General features: G+C 60.3%; 21 protein-coding genes and 1 tRNA gene. 21 read left to right on the plus strand and 1 reads right to left on the minus strand.

Annotation, left to right across the window (positions count from 1 at the left end):
• Window positions 1-345 precede the first annotated feature (345 nt).
• The 9 genes from C8C89_RS12390 (at window position 346) to C8C89_RS12430 (ending at window position 10,060) form a co-directional block, all read left to right on the plus strand.
• A complete protein-coding gene (locus tag C8C89_RS12390) occupies window positions 346-2,076 on the plus strand; it encodes an acetolactate synthase 3 catalytic subunit (RefSeq protein WP_100873806.1) in 1,731 nt (576 codons plus the stop codon).
• Window positions 2,077-2,078: 2 nt separating this feature from the next.
• The gene (ilvN, locus tag C8C89_RS12395) at window positions 2,079-2,570 is read left to right on the plus strand and encodes an acetolactate synthase small subunit (RefSeq protein WP_010399754.1); all 492 of its coding nucleotides are present in this window, start codon (window positions 2,079-2,081) and stop codon (window positions 2,568-2,570) included.
• Between the two features lie 74 nt (window positions 2,571-2,644).
• On the plus strand, window positions 2,645-3,661 hold the full coding sequence (gene ilvC / locus C8C89_RS12400) for a ketol-acid reductoisomerase (RefSeq protein ID WP_034750044.1): 1,017 nt from the start codon (window positions 2,645-2,647) through the stop codon (window positions 3,659-3,661).
• Window positions 3,662-3,770: 109 nt separating this feature from the next.
• Window positions 3,771-4,220 (plus strand): hypothetical protein, encoded by a 450-nt coding sequence (locus tag C8C89_RS12405; protein WP_133990127.1) that lies wholly within the window; start codon window positions 3,771-3,773, stop codon window positions 4,218-4,220.
• A 177-nt stretch (window positions 4,221-4,397) separates the two neighbouring features.
• A complete protein-coding gene (locus C8C89_RS12410) occupies window positions 4,398-5,636 on the plus strand; it encodes an MFS transporter (protein WP_133990129.1) in 1,239 nt (412 codons plus the stop codon).
• 209 nt (window positions 5,637-5,845) lie between these two features.
• Window positions 5,846-6,601 carry an SIMPL domain-containing protein gene (locus tag C8C89_RS12415; RefSeq protein ID WP_101482103.1) on the plus strand — a complete coding sequence of 252 codons (756 nt, stop codon included), beginning with the start codon at window positions 5,846-5,848 and terminating at the stop codon, window positions 6,599-6,601.
• 101 nt (window positions 6,602-6,702) lie between these two features.
• A complete protein-coding gene (locus C8C89_RS12420) occupies window positions 6,703-7,458 on the plus strand; it encodes an SIMPL domain-containing protein (protein WP_133990136.1) in 756 nt (251 codons plus the stop codon).
• Window positions 7,459-7,615: 157 nt separating this feature from the next.
• Window positions 7,616-8,467, plus strand: coding sequence for a CDP-diacylglycerol--serine O-phosphatidyltransferase (gene pssA / locus C8C89_RS12425; RefSeq protein ID WP_070255639.1), 852 nt, complete (start codon window positions 7,616-7,618; stop codon window positions 8,465-8,467).
• Between the two features lie 48 nt (window positions 8,468-8,515).
• Window positions 8,516-10,060 (plus strand): 2-isopropylmalate synthase, encoded by a 1,545-nt coding sequence (locus C8C89_RS12430; protein WP_101482101.1) that lies wholly within the window; start codon window positions 8,516-8,518, stop codon window positions 10,058-10,060.
• Window positions 10,061-10,088: 28 nt separating this feature from the next.
• Here C8C89_RS12430 and bamE read toward each other — a convergent pair whose 3' ends face one another.
• Window positions 10,089-10,586, minus strand: coding sequence for an outer membrane protein assembly factor BamE (gene bamE / locus C8C89_RS12435; RefSeq protein WP_133990138.1), 498 nt, complete (start codon window positions 10,584-10,586; stop codon window positions 10,089-10,091).
• 185 nt (window positions 10,587-10,771) lie between these two features.
• Here bamE and rpsO point away from each other — a divergent pair, with 185 nt between their 5' ends.
• The 12 genes from rpsO (at window position 10,772) to C8C89_RS12495 (ending at window position 21,003) form a co-directional block, all read left to right on the plus strand.
• On the plus strand, window positions 10,772-11,041 hold the full coding sequence (gene rpsO, locus C8C89_RS12440; protein ID WP_010399743.1) for a 30S ribosomal protein S15: 270 nt from the start codon (window positions 10,772-10,774) through the stop codon (window positions 11,039-11,041).
• Window positions 11,042-11,261: 220 nt separating this feature from the next.
• Window positions 11,262-13,379, plus strand: coding sequence for a polyribonucleotide nucleotidyltransferase (gene pnp / locus C8C89_RS12445; RefSeq protein ID WP_010399742.1), 2,118 nt, complete (start codon window positions 11,262-11,264; stop codon window positions 13,377-13,379).
• Window positions 13,380-13,586: 207 nt separating this feature from the next.
• On the plus strand, window positions 13,587-13,865 hold the full coding sequence (locus C8C89_RS12450; RefSeq protein ID WP_133990139.1) for a hypothetical protein: 279 nt from the start codon (window positions 13,587-13,589) through the stop codon (window positions 13,863-13,865).
• A 132-nt stretch (window positions 13,866-13,997) separates the two neighbouring features.
• Window positions 13,998-15,944, plus strand: coding sequence for a methyl-accepting chemotaxis protein (locus C8C89_RS12455; RefSeq protein ID WP_166674720.1), 1,947 nt, complete (start codon window positions 13,998-14,000; stop codon window positions 15,942-15,944).
• A gap of 175 nt (window positions 15,945-16,119) precedes the next feature.
• Window positions 16,120-16,329 carry a hypothetical protein gene (locus C8C89_RS12460; protein WP_101482098.1) on the plus strand — a complete coding sequence of 70 codons (210 nt, stop codon included), beginning with the start codon at window positions 16,120-16,122 and terminating at the stop codon, window positions 16,327-16,329.
• Window positions 16,330-16,437: 108 nt separating this feature from the next.
• Complete coding sequence (locus tag C8C89_RS12465) at window positions 16,438-17,199, plus strand: DUF2807 domain-containing protein (protein WP_101482097.1); 762 nt, start codon at window positions 16,438-16,440, stop codon at window positions 17,197-17,199.
• Between the two features lie 64 nt (window positions 17,200-17,263).
• A complete protein-coding gene (locus C8C89_RS12470) occupies window positions 17,264-17,872 on the plus strand; it encodes a tetratricopeptide repeat protein (protein WP_077407077.1) in 609 nt (202 codons plus the stop codon).
• Window positions 17,873-17,943: 71 nt separating this feature from the next.
• Window positions 17,944-18,924 carry an NAD(P)H-quinone oxidoreductase gene (locus C8C89_RS12475; protein WP_101482095.1) on the plus strand — a complete coding sequence of 327 codons (981 nt, stop codon included), beginning with the start codon at window positions 17,944-17,946 and terminating at the stop codon, window positions 18,922-18,924.
• 72 nt (window positions 18,925-18,996) lie between these two features.
• Window positions 18,997-19,746 (plus strand): triose-phosphate isomerase, encoded by a 750-nt coding sequence (gene tpiA, locus C8C89_RS12480; protein ID WP_101482094.1) that lies wholly within the window; start codon window positions 18,997-18,999, stop codon window positions 19,744-19,746.
• A 28-nt stretch (window positions 19,747-19,774) separates the two neighbouring features.
• The gene (secG, locus tag C8C89_RS12485; protein ID WP_133990141.1) at window positions 19,775-20,179 is read left to right on the plus strand and encodes a preprotein translocase subunit SecG; all 405 of its coding nucleotides are present in this window, start codon (window positions 19,775-19,777) and stop codon (window positions 20,177-20,179) included.
• 202 nt (window positions 20,180-20,381) lie between these two features.
• Window positions 20,382-20,466, plus strand: a tRNA-Leu gene (locus tag C8C89_RS12490).
• Between the two features lie 177 nt (window positions 20,467-20,643).
• Window positions 20,644-21,003, plus strand: coding sequence for an NADH-quinone oxidoreductase subunit A (locus C8C89_RS12495; protein WP_010399734.1), 360 nt, complete (start codon window positions 20,644-20,646; stop codon window positions 21,001-21,003).
• Window positions 21,004-21,006: the final 3 nt, after the last annotated feature.

Here is a 21,006-nt window from a genome sequence, read left to right on the forward strand (position 1 = left end):
CCTTGACCATAATGGTGCAACGCGATAACGTATGGGACGCTTTGAACACCCCAAAGCCCTATGGTCAGGTCGCGACCGGCACACAAGGCCATCCGCGGCAAGACGCGCTTTCATTTGTAGGCAGTTTGTTCTAACCCGCGCCACAAGCGCGAGCGGTTCGTACAGGCGCCACAGAAACTCCGGCCAAACGAGTTGCGTTAAGCGTTGTTTTGTAAGGTATCTATGGGTGCCCAAAGAAATTGCGTGACCGCATGAAAAGGGAAGCAGGAGCACTGTTGCGTTAGGCGTACCTCGTCAGGAAAGAACATCCGATCAATCTCCAATGGACCTTGAAAGGAATGTTTCATGAATACCGAAGCAGCAGCAGGACCAATTACGGGCGCAGAAATTGTCGTGCGCTGTCTGGCTGAAGAGGGCGTCGAGCACGTCTTTGGATACCCGGGCGGAGCCGTACTCTACATCTACGACGCCATCTTCCAGCAAAACAAATTCCAGCATATCCTGGTACGTCACGAGCAGGCCGCGATCCACGCCGCCGATGCCTATTCGCGCAGCTCGAACAAAGTCGGTGTCGCCATCGTCACGTCCGGTCCGGGCGTCACGAATGCCGTCACGGGCCTGTCGACCGCGTACATGGACTCGATTCCCATGGTGGTGATCTCTGGCCAGGTGCCGAGCCACGCCATCGGCCAGGATGCGTTCCAGGAGTGCGACACGGTCGGCATCACCCGCCCCGTGGTCAAGCACAACTTCCTCGTCAAGGATGTCAAGGACCTGGCGGCAACGATCAAGAAAGCCTTCTTCATCGCCCGTACCGGCCGTCCGGGACCCGTGCTGGTCGATATCCCCAAGGATATCAGCATGCACAAATGCCATTTCGACTATCCGAAGGAAGTCGAGATGCGTTCCTACCGTCCCGTCGACAAGGGCCATTCGGGCCAGATCCGCAAGGCCGTGCAGCTGTTGCTGCAAGCCGAACGCCCGATGATCTACACGGGTGGCGGCGTCATCCTGGCGAATGCGGCTCCCGAGCTGAACAAGCTGGTCGACCGCCTGGGTTTCCCTTGCACCAACACCTTGATGGGCCTGGGCGGCTACCGCGCCTCGAGCGAGCAGTATGTCGGCATGCCCGGCATGCATGGCACTTATGAAGCGAACATGGCGATGCAGAATTGCGACGTCCTGATCGCCATCGGCGCCCGTTTCGATGACCGCGTGATTGGCAACCCGAAACATTTCGCCTCGCATCCACGCAAGATCATCCACGTGGACATCGATCCATCGTCGATTTCCAAGCGCGTCAAGGTCGATATTCCCATTGTCGGCAACGTCAAGGACGTGCTGATCGAGTTTCTCGCGCAACTGGACGCGGCCGAAGCCAAGCCGAACGTCAATGCATTGAGTAACTGGTGGAAGCAGATCGCCGAATGGCGTGGCCGCGAATGCCTGAAATACCCGACTTCCGACCTGGTCATCAAGCCGCAATCGGTGGTGGAAAAGGTCTTCCAGATCACCAAGGGCGACGCTTTCATCACGTCCGACGTGGGCCAGCACCAGATGTGGGCGGCGCAATATTATGGCTTCGACAAGCCGCGCCGCTGGATCAATTCCGGCGGCCTGGGCACCATGGGTGTCGGCTTGCCTTACGCCATGGGCGTGCAGATGGCCAATCCGGATGCCACCGTTGCTTGTATTACCGGCGAAGGCTCGATCCAGATGTGCATCCAGGAACTCGCCACGTGCAAGCAGTACCACCTGACGCCGAAGATCATCATGCTCAACAACCGTTTCCTCGGCATGGTGCGCCAGTGGCAGGAAATCGATTACGGTTCGCGCTATTCCGAGTCGTACATGGATTCGCTGCCCGACTTCGAAAGGCTGGCTGAAGCCTATGGTCACGTGGGCATGAAAATTGAAAAACCGGGCGACGTCGACGGCGCCCTGAAAGAGGCGTTTGGCATGAAAGACAGGCTGGTATTCATGAACTTCATTACCGACCAGTCCGAAAACGTGTGGCCAATGGTGAAAGCCGGCAAGGGCCTGTCCGAAATGATGCTCGGTTCGGAGGATCTCTAATCATGCGCCATATTATTTCTGTCTTGCTGGAAAACGAAGCGGGCGCCCTGTCGCGCGTGGTGGGCCTGTTCTCGGCACGCGGCTACAACATCGAAACGTTGACCGTGGCGCCGACGGAAGACTCGACCCTGTCGCGCATGACCATCGTCACCAGCGGCTCGGACGACATCATCGAGCAGATTACCAAGCACTTGAACCGCCTCATCGAAGTGGTGAAGGTGGTGGATCTGACCGAAGGCCAGCATATCGAACGCGAGTTGATGCTGATCAAGGTTCGTGCCGTGGGCAAGGAGCGCGAGGAAATGAAGCGCACCGCCGATATCTTCCGTGGCCGCATCATCGATGTCACCGAAAAGACGTACACGATCGAACTGACCGGCAACAAGGTCAAGCTGGACGCGTTCATCGATTCGATCGACCGCGCCGCCATCCTGGAAACCGTCCGTACGGGTGGTTCCGGCATCGGCCGCGGCGAACGCATCCTCAAAGTATAAAAATATAAGTAGCACTACGCGGCCCTGGCGCCGCATTTAAAACAACAACGCATCATCAAATTATAGGAAATACCATGAAAGTTTTTTACGACAAAGACGCTGACCTCTCCTTGATCAAAGGCAAAAACGTTGCCATCATCGGCTACGGTTCGCAAGGCCACGCGCACGCACAAAACCTGAACGATTCGGGCGTCAACGTCACCGTCGGCCTGCGCAAGGGTGGCGCTTCGTGGACCAAGGTCGAGCAAGCCGGCCTGAAAGTAGCGGAAGTGAACGACGCCGTGAAAGCGGCCGACGTCATCATGATCTTGCTGCCAGATGAAAACATCGCCCAGGTCTACAACGAAAACATCGCTCCGTTCGCCAAGCAGGGCGCCGTCCTGGCCTTCGCCCACGGCTTCAACGTGCATTACGGCCAAGTCGTTCCCCGCGCCGACCTGGACGTGATCATGGTCGCGCCGAAAGCCCCGGGCCACACCGTGCGCGCTACCTACACCCAAGGTGGCGGCGTGCCCCACCTGATCGCCGTGTACCAGGATAAATCGGGCATCGCCCGCGATATCGCCCTGTCGTACGCCTCGGCCAACGGCGGCGGACGTGCCGGCATCATCGAAACGAACTTCCGTGAAGAAACCGAAACCGATCTGTTCGGTGAGCAAGCCGTGCTGTGCGGCGGCGCCGTGGAACTGATCAAGGCCGGTTTCGAAACCCTGACGGAAGCGGGTTATGCGCCTGAAATGGCTTACTTCGAGTGCTTGCACGAACTGAAACTGATCGTCGACCTGATCTATGAAGGCGGCATCGCCAACATGAACTACTCGATCTCGAACAACGCCGAATACGGCGAATACGTGACCGGTCCTAAAGTGGTGACGTCGGCCACCAAGGATGCGATGCGTCAATGCCTGAAAGACATTCAGACGGGCGAATACGCGAAGAGCTTCATCCTGGAAAACAAGGCAGGCGCACCGACCCTGATCTCGCGTCGCCGTTTGACGTCCGAGCACCAGATCGAAGAAGTGGGCGCCAAACTGCGCGCCATGATGCCTTGGATCGCCAAGAACAAGATGGTTGACCAGTCGAAGAACTAAGCAGTCTGTTGCATAGCAAAGCCGGCGCAAGCCGGCTTTTTTTTGTGCGCAGGCGCTTGGCAGGCAACATCCGTTACAATCAGGCCCCTTCAAAAATACCGCCAGCACCATGCTTGTTTTTTCTAAAGTTTTCGTTGGAAATCTTCATCTGATCAAGCGCCCCGTCTCGGTTGCCATCAGCTGCTGGTTTCTGATCTTCGGCTCGCTGTCATCCCTGGTGTCTGCTTACCTTGGCCGTGACGATCCCGCCATGCTGGCCTGGATGGAACGCAGCGCGATTTCCGCCGAGGTGCAGTACGCGATGTTGTTCGCCAGCCTGGGCATCACCCTGGTGGCAGCGCTGGCCATGCTGCAACGGCAGCGTGGCGCGCGCACTGTTTATCTGGTGTGGGGCGTGATCGACATTGCGCTCAGTCTGGCGACCGTGCCACTCAAGATGAGTGTCCTGCCTGGCGTGCTCACGTTCGTCGTCATCTGCGCCTTCCTGTTCAGTCCGAAATCGAATGCCTGGTTTTCGCCACGCAAGGCGGCCAATGATGCCTGCATGACGCCAGCTTGAGGGCGGCTGTTCTTGTGTGCACGCTTTTGGTGCGTTTGCGCTATAATTCCGCCCTTCCTTTGCAGTTTCCTATGGACTGCATCTGTTTCGGTATCTGCCGACCGCAACGCGCATCACCGCTTTTGTAGCACGCCAGGCGCTAGTTGATCAGCCGCTTGCGCATCCTGAAGGACCCCTATGACCGACCGCATTACCACGACAGTACCCATGCCGGGCACTGCCGAATCTTCCGTTTCCGAACGGCTTCCCATCCTGGCCTTGCTGGCCCTGGCCATGACGGCGTTTCTCGCCCTCCTGTCGGAAACCCTGCCGGCCGGCCTGCTGCCGCAGATTGCCCGGGATCTTCATATTTCCGAAGTCATGACCGGCCAGCTGGTGACCGTCTACGCCATCGGCTCGATCCTGACCGCCATTCCCCTGACGGCCCTGACGAGCGGCTGGCGCCGGCGAAATGTCTTGCTGCTGGCCATCATCGGCTTTTTGATCTTCAATACGGCGACGGCCCTGTCGCCCAACTATATTGTCGCCCTGGTCTCGCGCTTCATCACTGGCATGGCCGCCGGGCTGGCCTGGGGCTTGATGGCTGGCTACGCGCGCCGCATGGTGTCCGTCGAGCAGCAGGGCAGGGCGATGGCCATTGCCATGATAGGCACGCCGCTGGCGCTGTCGCTGGGCGTGCCGCTGGGTACCTTGATGGGTGGTGTGCTGGGCTGGCGCAGCATCTTTGGCATCATGTCCGGCCTGGCCGTGGTGCTGGTCGCGTGGGTGCTGCTGGTTGTGCCCGATTACCCTGGGCAAAAGAATGGCGAACGCCTGTCGATACGTGCCGTGTTCATGACGCCGGGCGTGCGGCCTATTTTGGCGGTCATCGTCGCCTGGATGCTGGCGCATAACATTTTATATACGTATATCGCACCGTTCCTGGCGCCGTCCGGCTTGCGCCCCCGCGTCGACCTGGTGCTGCTCGTATATGGTCTGGGTTCACTGGCCGGCATCTGGCTGGTCAGCCAGCTGATCGACCGCTGGCTGCGCCCGCTCGTGCTGGGCTGCATCGCCGCCTTTGCCCTCGTGATGGTCGCGCTGGGACTGGCGATGGACTCGCCCGCCGTCATCTATATCAGCATGGGCATCTGGGGTGTCACCTTCGGCGGCGCCGGCACCTTGCTGCAGACGGCGTCGGCGGACGCAGCCGGCGACGGCATGGATGTGGCGCAGGCGATGGTGGCGACCATCTGGAACGTGGCCATCGCGGGCGGCGGCCTGGCGGGCGGCATGTTGCTCGACGGCTATGGCGCGGCGTCGTTCCCTTGGGCCATGCTGGCCTTGCTGCTGGTGGCATTGACTATCGCCTGGTGCGCGCACCGCCACAGTTTCAAGCCGGGCCGGCGCAGTGGCGGCGCGGTGCTGGGCCACTAATAACGCTGTTATTTTGAATGATGGTGTGTTGAAATGTGAGCAGATGTGACTGGCAGACACATTTTGTGACGATTTGTTAATTTGCGCCACGGGAACGAATGAGGCGTTAGAATCTACACAGTTTGACAAGTTTCTCAGGCGAAATGGGGGCGTGCAGTGCATGCCCCACTGCCTGCTGTCAGCCATATTAACTACCTAGGAGTACCTTCATGACCGTGATGAAATCCGTCCTTGTTGCCGCCGCAGCCACCGTTGCCCTGAGCGCGCAAGCCCAATCCCTGCCAACCAACGGCACCCTGGTGGTCGTACCCGCATTTGGCGAAGTCAAGCATGTCAATGACCAGGTGGTCGCTACCCTGGCCATCGAAGAACAGGACAAGGACAAGGCTGCCGCTGCGTCGCGCGTGAACCAGAAGATGAACAAGGGTATCGCCATCGTCAAGCAGGCCGATCCGTCGGCGGCACTGAAATCGTACGGTTACTACACTTATCCTGTGTACCCGGAAGAGCGTCCATTGCCAGCCGGCGCCGTCGCCAAGCCACGTTTGCCAACGGCCTGGAGAGTCGGCCAGTACCTGGAAGTGACAACGGCCAATCTGGCGTCCTTGCCAAAAACCGTGTCGGCGGCGCAAGGCGTGCTGACCCTGAATGGCTTGAATTTCGGCCTGAAGCCGGAAACCATCCGCCTGCTGGACGACCAGCGCATCGCCGCTACCTACAAAAATCTGAATGAGCGCGTGGCCGCCATCGCCAAGGCCATGGGCCGCAACGTGTCCGACGCCGTGCTCGATACGGTGGACTTTGAAGGTTCGGGCAACTATGCCAACGAAAGCCGTCCTGCCGCCGCACCGATGATGATGCGCAGCGCCAAGATGGCCGAAGACAGCGTCGTGGCCGAGCCAAGCTTCGAGCCGGGCGAGACCACCCTCGACATGCGCGTCGTCGGCAAGGTCAAGTTCAAGTAAGCACGCCAGCGTGGAAATATTTCCACATTAGCATGTTGTAAAAATCATGGGGCTGCTGGCCCCATGCGCGTTTTTGCCCCATTATTTTCCAGGAGAACACCATGACCGTCATGAAAGCTATGCTGGCTGCCGCCGCCGTTACCGTTGCCCTGTCCGCCCAAGCGCAAAGCCTGCCCACTTCCGGCACCCTCGTCGTGGTGCCCGCCAACGGCGAAGTGGTGCATGCGAATGACCAGGTGACCGTCACCCTCGCCATCGAAGAGCAGGACAAGGACAAGGCCGCCGCCGCCTCGCGCGTCAACCAGAAGATGAACCAGGGCGCGGCCATCGTCAAGAAAGCCGACCCGCAAGCCGTGCTGAAGACCCAGGGCTACTACACGTATGCCGTGTACCCGGAAGCGGCGCCCCTGCCGCCGGGCGTCGCCGCCAAGCCAAGAGTGCCGACCGGCTGGAGAGTGGGCCAGTACTTGCAGGTGACGACGACGAACCTGGCCGCCTTGCCGAAAACCGTTTCCGCAGCGCAAGGCGTACTGACCCTGAACCGTTTGAACTTCGGCCTGGCGCCCGCCACGGTCCGCAAGCTCGATGACCAGCGCATCGCCGCCGCCTACAAGAACCTGAATGAGCGCGTGGCCGCCATCGCCGGCGCCATGGGCCGCAATGTCAATGACGCCGTGATTGATACCATCGATTTCGAAGGCTCGGGCAATTACGCCCAGCGCGTCAGCGTGGCCGGCGCGCGCAACATGAGTGCAGACTCCATGGGCTACGGCGGCAACCAGGTGGCCGAACCGAGCTTCGAGCCGGGCGAAACGACCCTGAACATGGGCCTGGTGGCGAAGGTCAAGTTCAAATGATGCTTGAACAGGCGTCAATATTGCCAGCTTGACGCCGCCGCGCTTTTCTTTGGCGGTGGCTCCTCTATAATGGCAACATCGGCAGGCGCATGCCGCAAGACGAATGCGCCTGCCATCTGGCACCGAATCCCCCGCAGTACACAAGATATGGAACAACATGGCAAACTTCCCCCGTCGTAGAGGCAAGAACGGCACCCCCGCAGTATCCAAAGCGTCCCGCTTCAGCAAATTCGTGCGCCAGCCGGTGAGCGATGGCACTGGCAAGAAAACCTTGCGTCGCCGCGGCATCTATCTGTTGCCGAATGCCTTTACGACGGCAGCCCTGTTTTGCGGTTTCTACGCCATCGTCATGGCCATGAACCAGAAATTCGAACACGCGGCCTGGGCCATCTTCATCGCCATGATCCTCGATGGTCTGGACGGCCGCATTGCGCGCCTGACGAATACGCAGAGCGAATTCGGCGCCCAGTACGACAGCCTGTCCGACATGGTGTCGTTTGGCGCCGCGCCGGCGCTGGTGATCTACGAATGGTCGCTGCGCGGCATGGGCAAGCTGGGCTGGCTGGCCGCCTTCGTGTATTGCGCCGGTGCCGCCTTGCGACTGGCCCGCTTCAACACGAATATCGCCGTGGTCGACAAGCGCTTCTTCCAGGGCTTGCCCAGCCCGGCAGCCGCAGCCATGGTGGCCGGCTTCATCCTGCTGATGAATGACCTGGAATTTGCCGGCAACCAGCTGGCCTGGGTATCGTGGACGATCGCCCTGTTCTCGGGCCTGACCATGGTCACCAACGTGCCGTTCTACAGCTTCAAGGATGTGAATTTCCGCAAGTCCGTGCCCTTCATCGTGGTATTCCTGCTGGCATTGTTCTTCGCGCTCATTTCCATCGACCCGCCGAAAGTGCTGTTCCCGATTTTCGTCGCCTATGGCCTGTCCGGCTACGCCGTGTTCTTCTGGCGCATGGCGAAGGGCAAGCCCGTCAGCATCATTCAGACCGACCCCGAGCATTGATGCGCAGAGTCGGTAGCGTCGCCAGTCTTCAGCCAGCCAGGAGCAGCCATGAGCACCAGCAACCGACTCATCATTTTTGACACCACCTTGCGCGACGGCGAGCAATCGCCGGGCGCTTCCATGACGCGCGAGGAAAAGCTGCGCATCGCCAAGCAGCTCGAACGCATGAAGGTCGATGTGATCGAGGCGGGCTTCGCCGCCGCTTCGCAGGGCGACTTCGAGTCGATACGGGCGATTGCCGGCGCCGTGCGCGAATCGACCATCTGCTCGCTGTCGCGCGCCAACGACCGCGACATCGCCCGCGCCGCCGAAGCCCTGCAACCGGCCGAGCGCAAGCGCATTCACACTTTCATTGCCACTTCGCCCCTGCACATGCAGATGAAGCTGCGCATGACGCCCGAGGAAGTCTTGCTGCAGGCGCAGAACGCCGTGCGCTACGCGCGCCAGTTCACGGACGATATTGAATTCAGTCCCGAAGACGGCAGCCGCTCCGATGAGGATTTCCTGTGCCGTGTGCTGGAAGCCGTGATCGCCGAGGGCGCCACGACCATCAATTTCCCCGATACGGTGGGCTACGCCGTGCCTGAAATCTTCGGCAATACCATCAAGCGCTTGCGCGAACGCATACCGAATTCCGATAAAGCCATCTGGTCTGTCCATTGTCATAACGACCTGGGCCTGGCAGTCGCCAATTCGCTGGCCGGCGTCATGATAGGCGGCGCGCGGCAGATCGAATGCACGGTCAATGGCCTCGGCGAGCGGGCCGGCAACACGGCACTGGAAGAAGTGGTGATGGCGCTGCGCACGCGCGCTGCCTATTACAACTTGACGGTAGGCATCGATACGACGCAAATCGTGGCGGCGTCAAAAATGGTGTCGCAAATTACGGGCTTTGCCGTGCAGCCGAACAAGGCGGTGGTGGGCGCGAACGCCTTTGCGCACGCGTCGGGCATCCACCAGGATGGCATATTGAAAGCGCGCGAGACGTATGAAATCATGCGTGCCGAAGACGTGGGCTGGACGGCCAACAAGATTGTTCTCGGCAAGCTGTCGGGCCGCAATGCCTTCAAGCAGCGGCTGCACGAGCTGGGCATCGCGCTCGAATCGGAAGCGGAAGTCAACGCTGCCTTCCTGCGTTTCAAGGAGCTGGCCGATCGGAAATCCGAGATTTTCGACGAAGACATCATGGCCCTCGTCAGCGAGGAACAGCAGGCGCAGGAGAGTGAGCACTACCGTTTCATTTCCCTGGCGCAGCAGTCGACGACGGGCGCCGTGCCTCATGCGCGCGTGGAATTTCTCGTCGGCGGCGTGCAGCGCAGCTGCGAAGGGCAGGGTGACGGTCCCGTCGATGCTACCGTCAATGCCATCGAAAGCGCGGCCGCCAGTGGCGCGGAGCTGGTCTTGTTTTCCGTGAATGCCATCAGTACGGGCACGCAGTCGCAGGGCGAGGTGACGATGCGCCTCTCACGCGACGGGCGTATCGTCAACGGCGTGGGTGCGGATCCGGACATCATCGTCGCGTCGGCCAAGGCGTATTTGTCGGCGCTGAACAAGTTACATGCCAAGGATGAGCGCATCGATCCGCAGCCGTAGTAAAGGACGTCGTTACGCTAGCAATCTGTCACCAGAAAGAGCGCCGCTCCTCCTTGTCCGGATCGGGGCCGTTCATCATCATGCGCACGATGCCGTCGTGGTCGAAGTGCACGTGCATCATGGAATCCCAGGCGCCCGATTCCTTGTAGCGGTAAGACCAGACGACCAGTTTAGGGATGGACAGATAGGATTTTTCCGTCGGGCGGCCCAGCAGTTGCAGCACGTCCTGCTGGGTCGACAAGCCCACCTTGACCCGGGCAAAGCCTGGCGTGTCGAGCACTTGCTCGTAGGAAATGAGCTTGTCATCCGGGCCGAAGCGCGCCATGTAGGTGTACTGGCCGTACGGCCCCGTCGCGTATTCCAGTTCCGGCCCCGTGGGCAGCTGGTAAATGGCAGTCGGCCGGCCCAGGCGCGCTTCCACTGCGGTGCGCGGTTCGCCCGGCTGCGGCGGCGGGCCGCCCAGGCTGGAACAGCCCGCGAGCACGGCAAGCAGCACAGGTGTTGCTAATTTGAGTATGGTTTTCATGTTTATGCTCCTCAAATGCAGGAAAATCCTATCATGCGCCGAGAAAAGGCTGCACGGCAGGATACAGGCGGGCATTTTTCCGATATACTTGCGCGTCTGGTTGTAAGCATAGACCAGTATTTTAATAATCGTAGTTCACGGTGGATAGGGTTCAGACTCTGTGCACCGCATGTGAAAGGTTTATCATGACAGTAGAAAACATCAACAAAGCCGCTATCATCGCGGACAACGCACGTGGTCAAAACGACACCGGCTCCCCTGAAGTGCAAGTTGCACTGCTGACAGCTCGCATCAACGAACTGAACGGCCACTTCAAAGCCCACTCGAAAGATCACCACTCCCGCCGCGGCCTGATCATGATGGTCAACCGTCGTAAGAGCCTGTTGTCCTACCTGAAGGCTAAAGACGCTACCCGTTATCGCGACCTGATCGCTAAACTTGGTCTGCGCAAGTAATTTTTGCCGTACAAGGTTTATACAGAAATGCCTGCGCCAGTTCGCTGACGCGGGCATTTTGTCATTTGAATTCCTGATTTATGTCGGTAAGTGCAGTATTCTCTACCGATATCATGTTTTAAAAGTAAAGTGGTAAAGGCGGCAACGATGTTTGCGCCGCCTGTGGTGAGGTGAACGACAGCCCCTGAAAATCTGTCGGCAATTAGAAAAGGGATACCCCATGTTTAACAAAGTTACGAAAACCTTCCAGTACGGTCAACACCAAGTGACCCTGGAAACCGGCGAGATCGCACGTCAGGCATCCGGCGCAGTGCTGGTGTCGATCGAAGATACCGTCGTTCTGGCAACGGTAGTGGCACGCAAAGATGCCAAGCCAGGCCAGGATTTCTTCCCTTTGACGGTTGATTATGTTGAAAAAACCTATGCTGCCGGTAAAATCCCGGGCGGTTTTTTCAAGCGCGAAGGCCGTCCTTCCGAAAAAGAAACACTGACATCCCGTTTGATCGACCGTCCTATCCGTCCGCTGTTCCCGGAAGGCTACCTGAATGAAGTGCAAGTTATCATTCACGTGCTGTCGGTCAACCCGGAAATCGATCCGGACATCGCCGCCATGATCGGCGCATCGGCTGCCCTGTGCGTATCGGGCGTGCCTTTCAACGGCCCTATCGGCGCTGCGCGCGTCGGTTACGCCAATGGCCAGTACATCCTGAACCCAACCGTTCAGCAACTGAAGACGTCGGAAATGGACCTGGTGGTCGCCGGTACCGAAACGGCCGTGCTGATGGTCGAATCGGAAGCGAAACAGCTGTCCGAAGAAATCATGCTGGGCGCCGTGGTCTTCGGCCACGACCAGATGAAAGTCGTCATCGACGCGATTCACGACCTGGTGCGTGACGGCGGCAAGCCGGAAGTGGAATGGGCGCCTGCGCCGAAAAACGAAGCACTGATCGCCCGCGTCGCGCATTTCGCCAACGCCAAGATCAATGACGCGTATCAAACCAAGGACAAGCAAGAGCGTACGGCCAAGCTGAAAGCAGCGACGTCGGAAGTGATCGCCGACCTGTCGGCTGAAGCGGCTGCTGCCGGCGGCGCTTCCATCGATAGCGCAGAAGTCAACAACATCCTGTTCGACATCGAAGCGAAAATCGTGCGTACGCAAATCCTGGACGGTGAGCCACGCATTGACGGCCGCGACACGCGCACCGTGCGTCCGATCTCGATCCGCACCAGCGTGTTGCCACGCACCCACGGTTCGGCCCTGTTCACGCGCGGCGAAACACAGGCGCTGGTCGTCGCCACCCTGGGCACCGCCCGCGACAGCCAGAAGATCGATGCGCTGATGGGCGAGTTCACCGATTCGTTCATGCTGCATTACAACATGCCTCCGTTCGCCACCGGCGAAACGGGCCGTGTCGGTACGCCTAAGCGCCGCGAAATCGGCCACGGCCGCCTGGCCAAGCGCGCGCTGATCGCCGCCCTGCCAGCAGCTGAAGAGTTCAGCTACTCGGTGCGTCTGGTATCGGAAATCACGGAATCGAACGGTTCCTCGTCGATGGCTTCCGTCTGCGGCGGTTGCCTGGCACTGATGGACGCCGGCGTGCCGATGAAAGAACACGTGGCTGGTATCGCCATGGGCCTGATCAAGGAAGGCGGCAAGTTTGCCGTGCTGTCCGACATCCTGGGCGACGAAGATCACCTGGGCGACATGGACTTCAAGGTAGCCGGTACCCGCAACGGTATCACGGCGCTGCAGATGGACATCAAGATCATGGGCATCACCAAGGAAATCATGCAAGTGGCACTGGCGCAAGCCAAGGAAGGCCGCGAGCACATCCTGGGCGAAATGCAAAAAGCCATGCCGCACGTCAAAACCGAACTGTCCGATTTCGCACCGCGTCTGATCACCATCAAGATCAACCCGGAAAAAATCCGTGACGTGATCGGCAAGGGCGGCGCCGTGATTCGCGCGCTGACCGAAGAGACGGGCACCCAGATCGACATCAGCGACGAAGGCGTGGTCACCATCGCTTCCGTCGACGCTGCTGCCGGCCAGGAAGCCAAGCGCCGCATCGAAGAACTGACCGCTTCCGTCGAAGTGGGCAAGACCTACGAAGGCACCGTGCTGAAACTGCTGGACTTCGGCGCCATCGTGCAAGTCATGCCAGGCAAAGACGGCTTGCTGCACATTTCGCAGATCGCCAACGAGCGCGTCAATGCCGTGGCCGATTACCTGAAAGAAGGCCAGCTGGTTCGCGTCAAGGTCCTGGAAACGGACGACCGCGGCCGTCTGAAGCTGTCGATGAAAGCTGCTGAAGGCAACGAAGCGCCAGCCGCTTAAGTTAGCCTGAGTGCGGCCTCGGCCGCATGCTCAAAAACCGCCAGTGCGCAAGCCCTGGCGGTTTTTTTTATGCGCCGCGTTTGCGCTGTATCGAAGGTGTGTGCCGACATGTGCGCCGGCCTTGATCCAGCGCGTATCGGCCGCTGCCGCGCCTTGTCGATTCGGGATGGGACCTTCCCCTGAACGCGTCTTCCAGGGAGATGCAGCATGCGCACCCTATGCGGGCTGGACATCGTACCCACGCCGGTGCTGCTGCCCATCTCTATCGCCGTCACATCCACATCCACATCCATGCTGGCGCAGGCGCAGGTGGCTGCTGGCGCCTTGAATGCGCCCCTGCCATGGGGCGATATCCCGGGCGGGCGCTACTTTAACGAAGGCAGCCAGCGCCGTTACCCCGAGCTGGAGCAGGCGTTTGCCCGTTTCCGCATCGAAGCCACGGGCGGCGAATCGCCCGCCTTGCGCAAGCTGCGCGGCGAGATGTAGTTGATATGTAGTTAATAGACGGTATCAATTGTTGTTTATGGGTAATTGAGAGTCAGTATTACTTGACGACAAAATCTTATTCATCGACCATGGCGCATCCCTCCCGATTTCCCCTTTTTTATTGGATGCACCATGTTGTCCTCCCTTAAGGCGCGGCTGATCGCCATCGCCGTTTCCACCGTCGTGCTGGCCATGCTGGCCGTCGCCATCGCCAATTTCTATACCACGCGCTCAAGCACCCTTGCCGCGCTCGATACGCAGATGCTGCAGTTGTCGCACAGCCATGCGGCAGCCATCGCCGAATGGCTGCGCTCCAAGCAAGCCGTCGTGGGCTCGCTCAAGCAGGGTGCCACGGCGGCCGATCCGCTGCCGGCCCTGAAGGCGGCCGAGCAGGCTGGCACGTTTGACATGGCGTATATCGGCTTTGCCGACAAGCATGCCGTCTTTTCGCAGGAGCGCAAGCGCGCCGCCGACTACGATCCTACGGCGCGGCCCTGGTACAAGCAGGCGTCCGAGTCGGGCGGTCCCATCATCACGGCGCCATATATCGGCGCCAGCACGGGCAAGCTGGTGGTGACGTTTGCCGAGCCGCTGGGCGGCAAGGGCAGCGTGACGGGCGTGATGGCGGCCGACGTGATGATGGATGCCGTGGTGCAAAATGTCGCCTCGATCAAGCCAACCGCGTCCAGCTACGCCTTCCTCGTCGATGGTGGCGGCAAGATCATCGCCCACCCGGACGGCAAGCTGACCCTGAAGCCGCTGGCCGAGCTGGACCCGGGCTTGAGCGCGCAGGCGCTGGGCAATATTGAAAAGAGCGGCGACGGTGCCGCCATTCGCCTTGGCGAGCGCGAAGGTATCTTGCATGTGAGTAAGGTGCCGGGCAGCGACTGGCTGCTGGCTACCGTGCTCGATCGCGCGGAAGCCACGCAAGCCCTGAGCTCCATGCTGCGCGCCTCGGCCCTGACGGCCTTGCTGGTGCTGGCCCTGGCCGCCGCGGCACTGAGCGTGCTGGTAGCGCGCGCCTTGCGCCGCCTGGGCCTGGTGCGCGATGCGATGGAAGCGATCGCCACCGGCGACGGCGACCTGACCAGCCGCCTCGACGCGGAAGGTGCGGATGAGCTAGCGCAGATCGCCAAGGCCTTCAATTTGTTCGTCGAGAAAATCGCCACCGTGCTGGTGCAGATCCGCAGCATCAGCACCCTGGTGCGCAGTGAGTCAGCCGACATTGCCGCCGGTAATGCCGACCTGTCCTCGCGCACGGAAGCGCAGGCGGGCGCGCTGGAAGAGACGGCCAGTTCGATGGATGAGCTGACCTCGACCGTCAAGCAGAATGCGGAAAATGCGCATGCGGCCAACGAGCTGGCCATGTCCGCCTCGGAAGTGGCGGCCAAGGGTGGCCGCGTCGTGCAGCAGGTGGTGGGCACCATGGCAGGCATCCAGGAAAGCTCGCGCAAGATCGTCGACATCATCGGCGTGATCGATGGCATCGCTTTCCAGACGAATATCCTGGCCTTGAATGCGGCCGTCGAGGCGGCCCGCGCAGGCGAGCAGGGCAGGGGCTTTGCCGTGGTGGCGTCCGAAGTGCGCAACCTGGCGCAACGCTCGAGCCAGGCAGCCAAGGAAATCAAGGAATTGATCGGCGACTCGGTGGAAAAGGTGGGCGCCGGCGGCAGGCTCGTCGATGAAGCGGGCCAGACCATGGATCAGGTGGTGGCCTCGGTGCAGCAATTGACGACCATCATGAGCGAGATCACGGTGGCCAGCCGCGAACAGAGTGCCGGCATCGGCGAAATCAATACGGCCGTCACGCACATGGATACCATGACGCAACAGAACGCGGCCCTTGTCGAGCAGGCAGCGGCCGCCGCGGAAAGCCTGCAGGAGCAGGCGGTGGACCTGGCGCAGGCCGTCGGCATGTTCCGCCTCGGAGATGCAGGCGCCAGCGCGGCGTCCGCACCCGTGACGCGCCTCAAGGCCAGGCCAGCGGCGCCAGCGCCGCGCGCGCCGGCCCGCGCGCTGTCGCCGAGCAAGCCGGTCAAGGCAGCGAAGTCCGGCGCCGACGAGTGGGAAGAGTTTTAAGCGCGCAGCAGTCGCGACGTTGATTCGCGACGCCTATTCGGCACGTTCATCCGCGTTTTTGTCAGGTCAGCCTGCCAAAAGCGCAGTTCGTCGCAATCGGCGTGTTGGCCGGGGGCGGTATGGCTATAGTGACACCATACCGCAAGCCCACTGCCAGACACCCGAGGAGAACAACATGAACGTCGCTAAAAACATGGAAGTCATTGCCGTTGCCGCCGCCATCCTGGTCAGCGCCAGCTGCTACGCCATTGCCCCGGCCGCCCCGGCCCTGCAAGTGGCCAGTTCCACGGCCACCCTGGCCGCGCCAGCGAACAAGGCTGCCATGCAAGTGGTGGTGATCAAGGCCAAGCGCCTCAGTGCCGCGGAAAAATCCCGTTTTGCATAATTGATTGTCAGCAATTTTCCGCGCTGCTACAGTGGTGCTGCGCGAGCAATGCGGGCGCCCCCGGCGGGCGGCCAGACAGATAAAAACAAGATACCGAGGATGCATTACATGAAAAAGACACTCCAACTGGCGCTGCTGTTCCTGGCGGCACTGGGCCTGGTGCGCGGCGCGGCCGCCGAGACCCGCTTGCTGGAAATGCGCAACATCGACGCCCGCGTGGTACGCGTCAAGCTCGATGGCGTGATGGAAGTGCGCATTCGCCAGGGCAACGTGCCTTCGCTGAGCATCACGGCCGACAAGCGCTACATCGCCGATGTCAGCACGGCGCAAAGCGGCGATACCCTGCACATCGAGACGGAAGTGCGCGGCTTCAAGATCGGTCCCTCGTCGATACGCGCCGACCTCGTCTTGCCGAACTTGCGCGAACTGAGCTCGGAAGGCTTTGGCAGCACCGACATCACCGGTTTCAAGGGCGAGGAGCTGACCCTGTCGCTGGAAGGGGCGGGCAGCATCAAGCTGGTGGGCGACTACCGCAAGCTCAATGCCAGCCTGGGTGGCGTGGGCAGCATGCAGCTCTGGATCGGCAATAACGACAAAGCGGAGCTGGACTTGCAGGGTGCCGGCTCGGTAGTGCTGGGCGGACGCGGACGCATCCTGAAAGCCAGCCTGGGCGGCCTGGGCAGCCTGAATGCGCAGCAATTCGAGGCGGACGCCGTCAACCTGGAATTGAGTGGCCTCGGCAATGCCACGGTGAATGCCCATACGAATGCCAAGCTGAACCTGAGCGGACTCGGGTCGGTGGTGGTGTACGGCAAGCCGGCCAACCGCGATGTCAGCGTCGAGGGCCTGGGCAAAGTTAGCTGGAAGTAAAAGCATCCTGCCGCAGATATTATTGGCAGGACAAGAATAAGTAGTCAGACCACATCCCATTCCGATGAAAAAACTGATCATTACATTACTCATGCTGTTGACGATACAGCTACCCGCGCGGGCTGGTTTCGCCGAAGGCGCCAGTGCTTACAACAACAAGAATTACGCGCTAGCCTACAAGGAAATATTGCCCCTTGCAAAGACGGGCAACGCCGATGCCCAGCATTTGCTGGGCTTGATGTATTACATGGGACGGGGCTTGCCGCAGGATTACAAGCAAGCCATGTTCTGGCACCGCAAGGCGGCCGAGCAGGGCAAGGCTGACGCCCAGTATGTGGTGGGCGCCATGTATTACACGGGCAATGCCGTGCTGCAGGATCACAAGCAGGCAGTGGGCTGGTTCCGCAAGGCTGCCGAGCAGAATCATGCGGAGGCGCAGCAGGTGCTGGGCCTGATGTATCGCTACCACATGGGCGGCGTGCAGCAGGACAACGTCATCGCCTACATGCTGTGGAACCTGGCGGCCGCGAATGGCAACGCAAATGCGGCCGACCAGCGCGCCGCCGTGGTGCGCAAGATGACGCATGAGCAAGTCGAGGAGGGGCAGGCCCTGTCGGCGAAATGGAAGCCGGGCACGCCCTTGCCGCGCCAGTCGAAGACGGGCGCCGGTTGAGGGGGAGTGGTCGTCTGCAAGGGCTGGCGGCTTGGCGTACAATCGCCATTTTCCCTTGAAAGAGTCCCGCCATGCGTGCAGTTGCCATCAGCCAGCCAGGTCCCGCCGACGTTTTGCAGATCGCCGAACGTCCCATGCCGCACTATAAGGCGGGCGAACTGCTGATTAAGGTGCACGCGGCCGGCATCAACCGTCCCGACGTGTTGCAGCGCCTGGGCAAGTATGCGCCGCCCGCCGGCGCGTCCGACTTGCCGGGCCTGGAAGTGGCTGGCGAAGTCGTCGATGGCGATTTTACTGACACTGTATTCAAGAAGGGCGACCTGGTCTGCGCCTTGGTGCAGGGCGGCGGCTATGCCGAATACTGCGCAGCCCCAAGCGGCCAATGCCTGCCTTTGCCCAAAGGCTTGACGGCGCTGGAAGGCGCGTCCCTGCCGGAAAACTTCTTCACCGTCTGGAGCAATGTGTTCGATCGCTGCGCGCTGGCCGACGGCGAAACCTTGCTGGTGCAGGGCGGCACGTCCGGCATTGGCGTGGCGGCCATTCAATTGGCGGCCGCGCTCGGTCACCGCGTGTTCGCCACGGCGGGCAGCGATGAAAAAGCGCGCGCCTGCGAGGCGCTGGGCGCCGAACGGGGCATCAATTACCGCACGGAAGATTTCGTTGCCGTCGTCAAGGAGTTGACGGCAGGCCGCGGTGTGGATGTCATCCTCGACATGGTGGGTGGCGACTACCTGCCGCGCGAGATCGATTGCCTGGCCGACGATGGCCGCATCGGCTTGATCGCCGTGCAGGGCGGCAGCAAGGCCACCCTGGACCTGGGGCAGGTGCTGCGCCGCCGCCTGAGCGTCAGCGGCTCGACCCTGCGCCCCCGTCCCGTCGCCTTCAAGGCGGCCATCGCGAACCACCTGCGCTCGACCGTCTGGCCCCTGATCGAGGCGGGCAAGATCAAGCCTGTGATCTATCAAACCTTCCCATTGGAAAAAGCCAACGAGGCGCATGCCTTGATGGAAGCGAGCACGCATGTAGGCAAGATCATGTTGCAAGTTGCCTGAAACGGGGCACTGCCTGTTTGACCGGCATCGACGCCGGAGTTAGAATGACGGGTTATTAGAATTTAGGCTACTATGCGTCGCAAACTCGTCGTCGGAAATTGGAAAATGAACGGCAGTCGCACCTCGAACGCGGTGTTATTGTCTGAAATAGTGGCTGGCCTGGCTGCCTCTGGCGCCGCCAGCGCCGTCTGTGTGCCCGCGCCGTATCTGGCGCAGTGCCAGACGCAATTGGCAGGCACGGCTCTTGGTTGGGGCGCGCAGGATGTGTCCGCGCACGCCAGCGGCGCCTACACGGGCGAAATCTCGGTCGCGATGCTGCAGGATTTTGGCTGCAGCTATGTGGTGATCGGGCATTCCGAGCGCCGCGCCTACCATGGCGAGAGCGATGCACTGGTGGCGGCCAAGACGGTAGCTGCGCTGGCGGCGGGCATTACGCCTATCGTTTGCATCGGCGAAACGCTGGCGCAGCGCGAAGCGGGCCAGACCGACGCGGTCGTGGCGCAGCAGTTGGGCGCCGTGCTGGCGGCGATTTCCGCCGACGACGTGGCGAAACTGGTGCTGGCCTACGAGCCAGTCTGGGCCATCGGCACTGGCAAGACAGCCACGCCGCAAATGGCGCAGGACGTGCATCAGGTATTGCGCGGCCAGCTGGCGGCAAAGAATGCGGTAGCGGCGGCCGGCGTGCAAATCCTGTACGGCGGCAGCATGAAGCCGGAGAACGCAAAAGAATTGATGGCGATGCCGGATATCGATGGCGGTCTGATCGGTGGTGCAGCATTGAAGGCGGTGGATTTCCTGGCGATTATTCACGCCGCTGATTGAATTAATTTAAACTAAGAATGGAATTGCAATGAACATGATGTTCAATCTGGTAGTGGTAGTACAGGTTATTTCGGCATTGTCGATTATCGCGCTGGTGTTGCTGCAGCACGGCAAGGGCGCCGACATGGGTGCCGCCTTCGGTTCGGGCGCCTCGGGCAGCCTGTTCGGTGCGACGGGTTCGTCGAACTTCATGTCGAAGTCGACGGGCGTTGCCGCCGCGATCTTCTTTGGCGCCACCCTGGCCCTGTCGCTGATGGCCAATCAGCGCGCCACCACTGTCGGCGGCGGCGTGATGGATAAGGTCGTCAAGCCAGTGCCAGTCACCGGTGCGGGCGCGATCCCGACGACGGTATCTGCAGCAGCGCCAGCGGCCAGCGCTCCGGCAGCTGCGGCACCGGTTGCCAGTACTCCGGCAGGCGCGATTCCGAAGTAATTGTGTCGTCACTGAGCAGTATCTCGATACCTCATCGAGAGTAGTTCTCATTACGGGCAGATTATTGCTCAATGTTTTAGCAGCGCGGCAGGAAAAAATCGTGACGCGCTGGAAGATGTAAAAATTTATCGTTTTTATCTGTGTTTTGATGCATTTGTGCATTAACTTTAGCGGCAAAGCAGAGTAGAATACGGGCCTTACCGCCGACGTGGTGAAATTGGTAGACACGCTATCTTGAGGGGGTAGTGGCGAAAGCTGTACGAGTTCGAGTCTCGTCGTCGGCACCAGAAATCAGAAGCCAGCAACGGCGCACGAGCCATGGCTCGTACAAAGTTGCTGGCTTTTTTTACGAGGATGTGTCGTTCGATCCTGGTCTTAGCTTTGATTGGGGTCGTGCGTTAGATACGCTGCAAATGATCGCAGCGTCCTCATTTAACCGATCGTTCAATATAAGCTTATCAATCGTGAACCTCGAAAATTACTTCCCCGTCCTGCTGTTTATTATTATCGGCCTTGGTGTCGGTATCGCTCCCCAGCTCCTGGGGCGCCTGTTAGGTCCTAACAAGCCTGACGCAGCAAAACTCTCCCCGTACGAATGTGGCTTTGAAGCATTCGAAGACGCGCGCATGAAATTTGATGTGCGCTACTATCTGGTCGCAATCCTGTTTATTTTGTTCGATCTGGAAACGGCATTCTTTTTCCCGTGGGGCGTTGCAATGCGCGACCTGGGTTGGGCCGGTTTCGTCACGATGATGGTGTTCATCGCTGAATTCGTGGTCGGATTTTGGTACATTTGGAAGAAAGGTGCCCTTGACTGGGAATAAGCC

This window comes from Janthinobacterium sp. 75 (genome assembly GCF_004365495.1).
GTDB lineage: Bacteria > Pseudomonadota > Gammaproteobacteria > Burkholderiales > Burkholderiaceae_D > Janthinobacterium.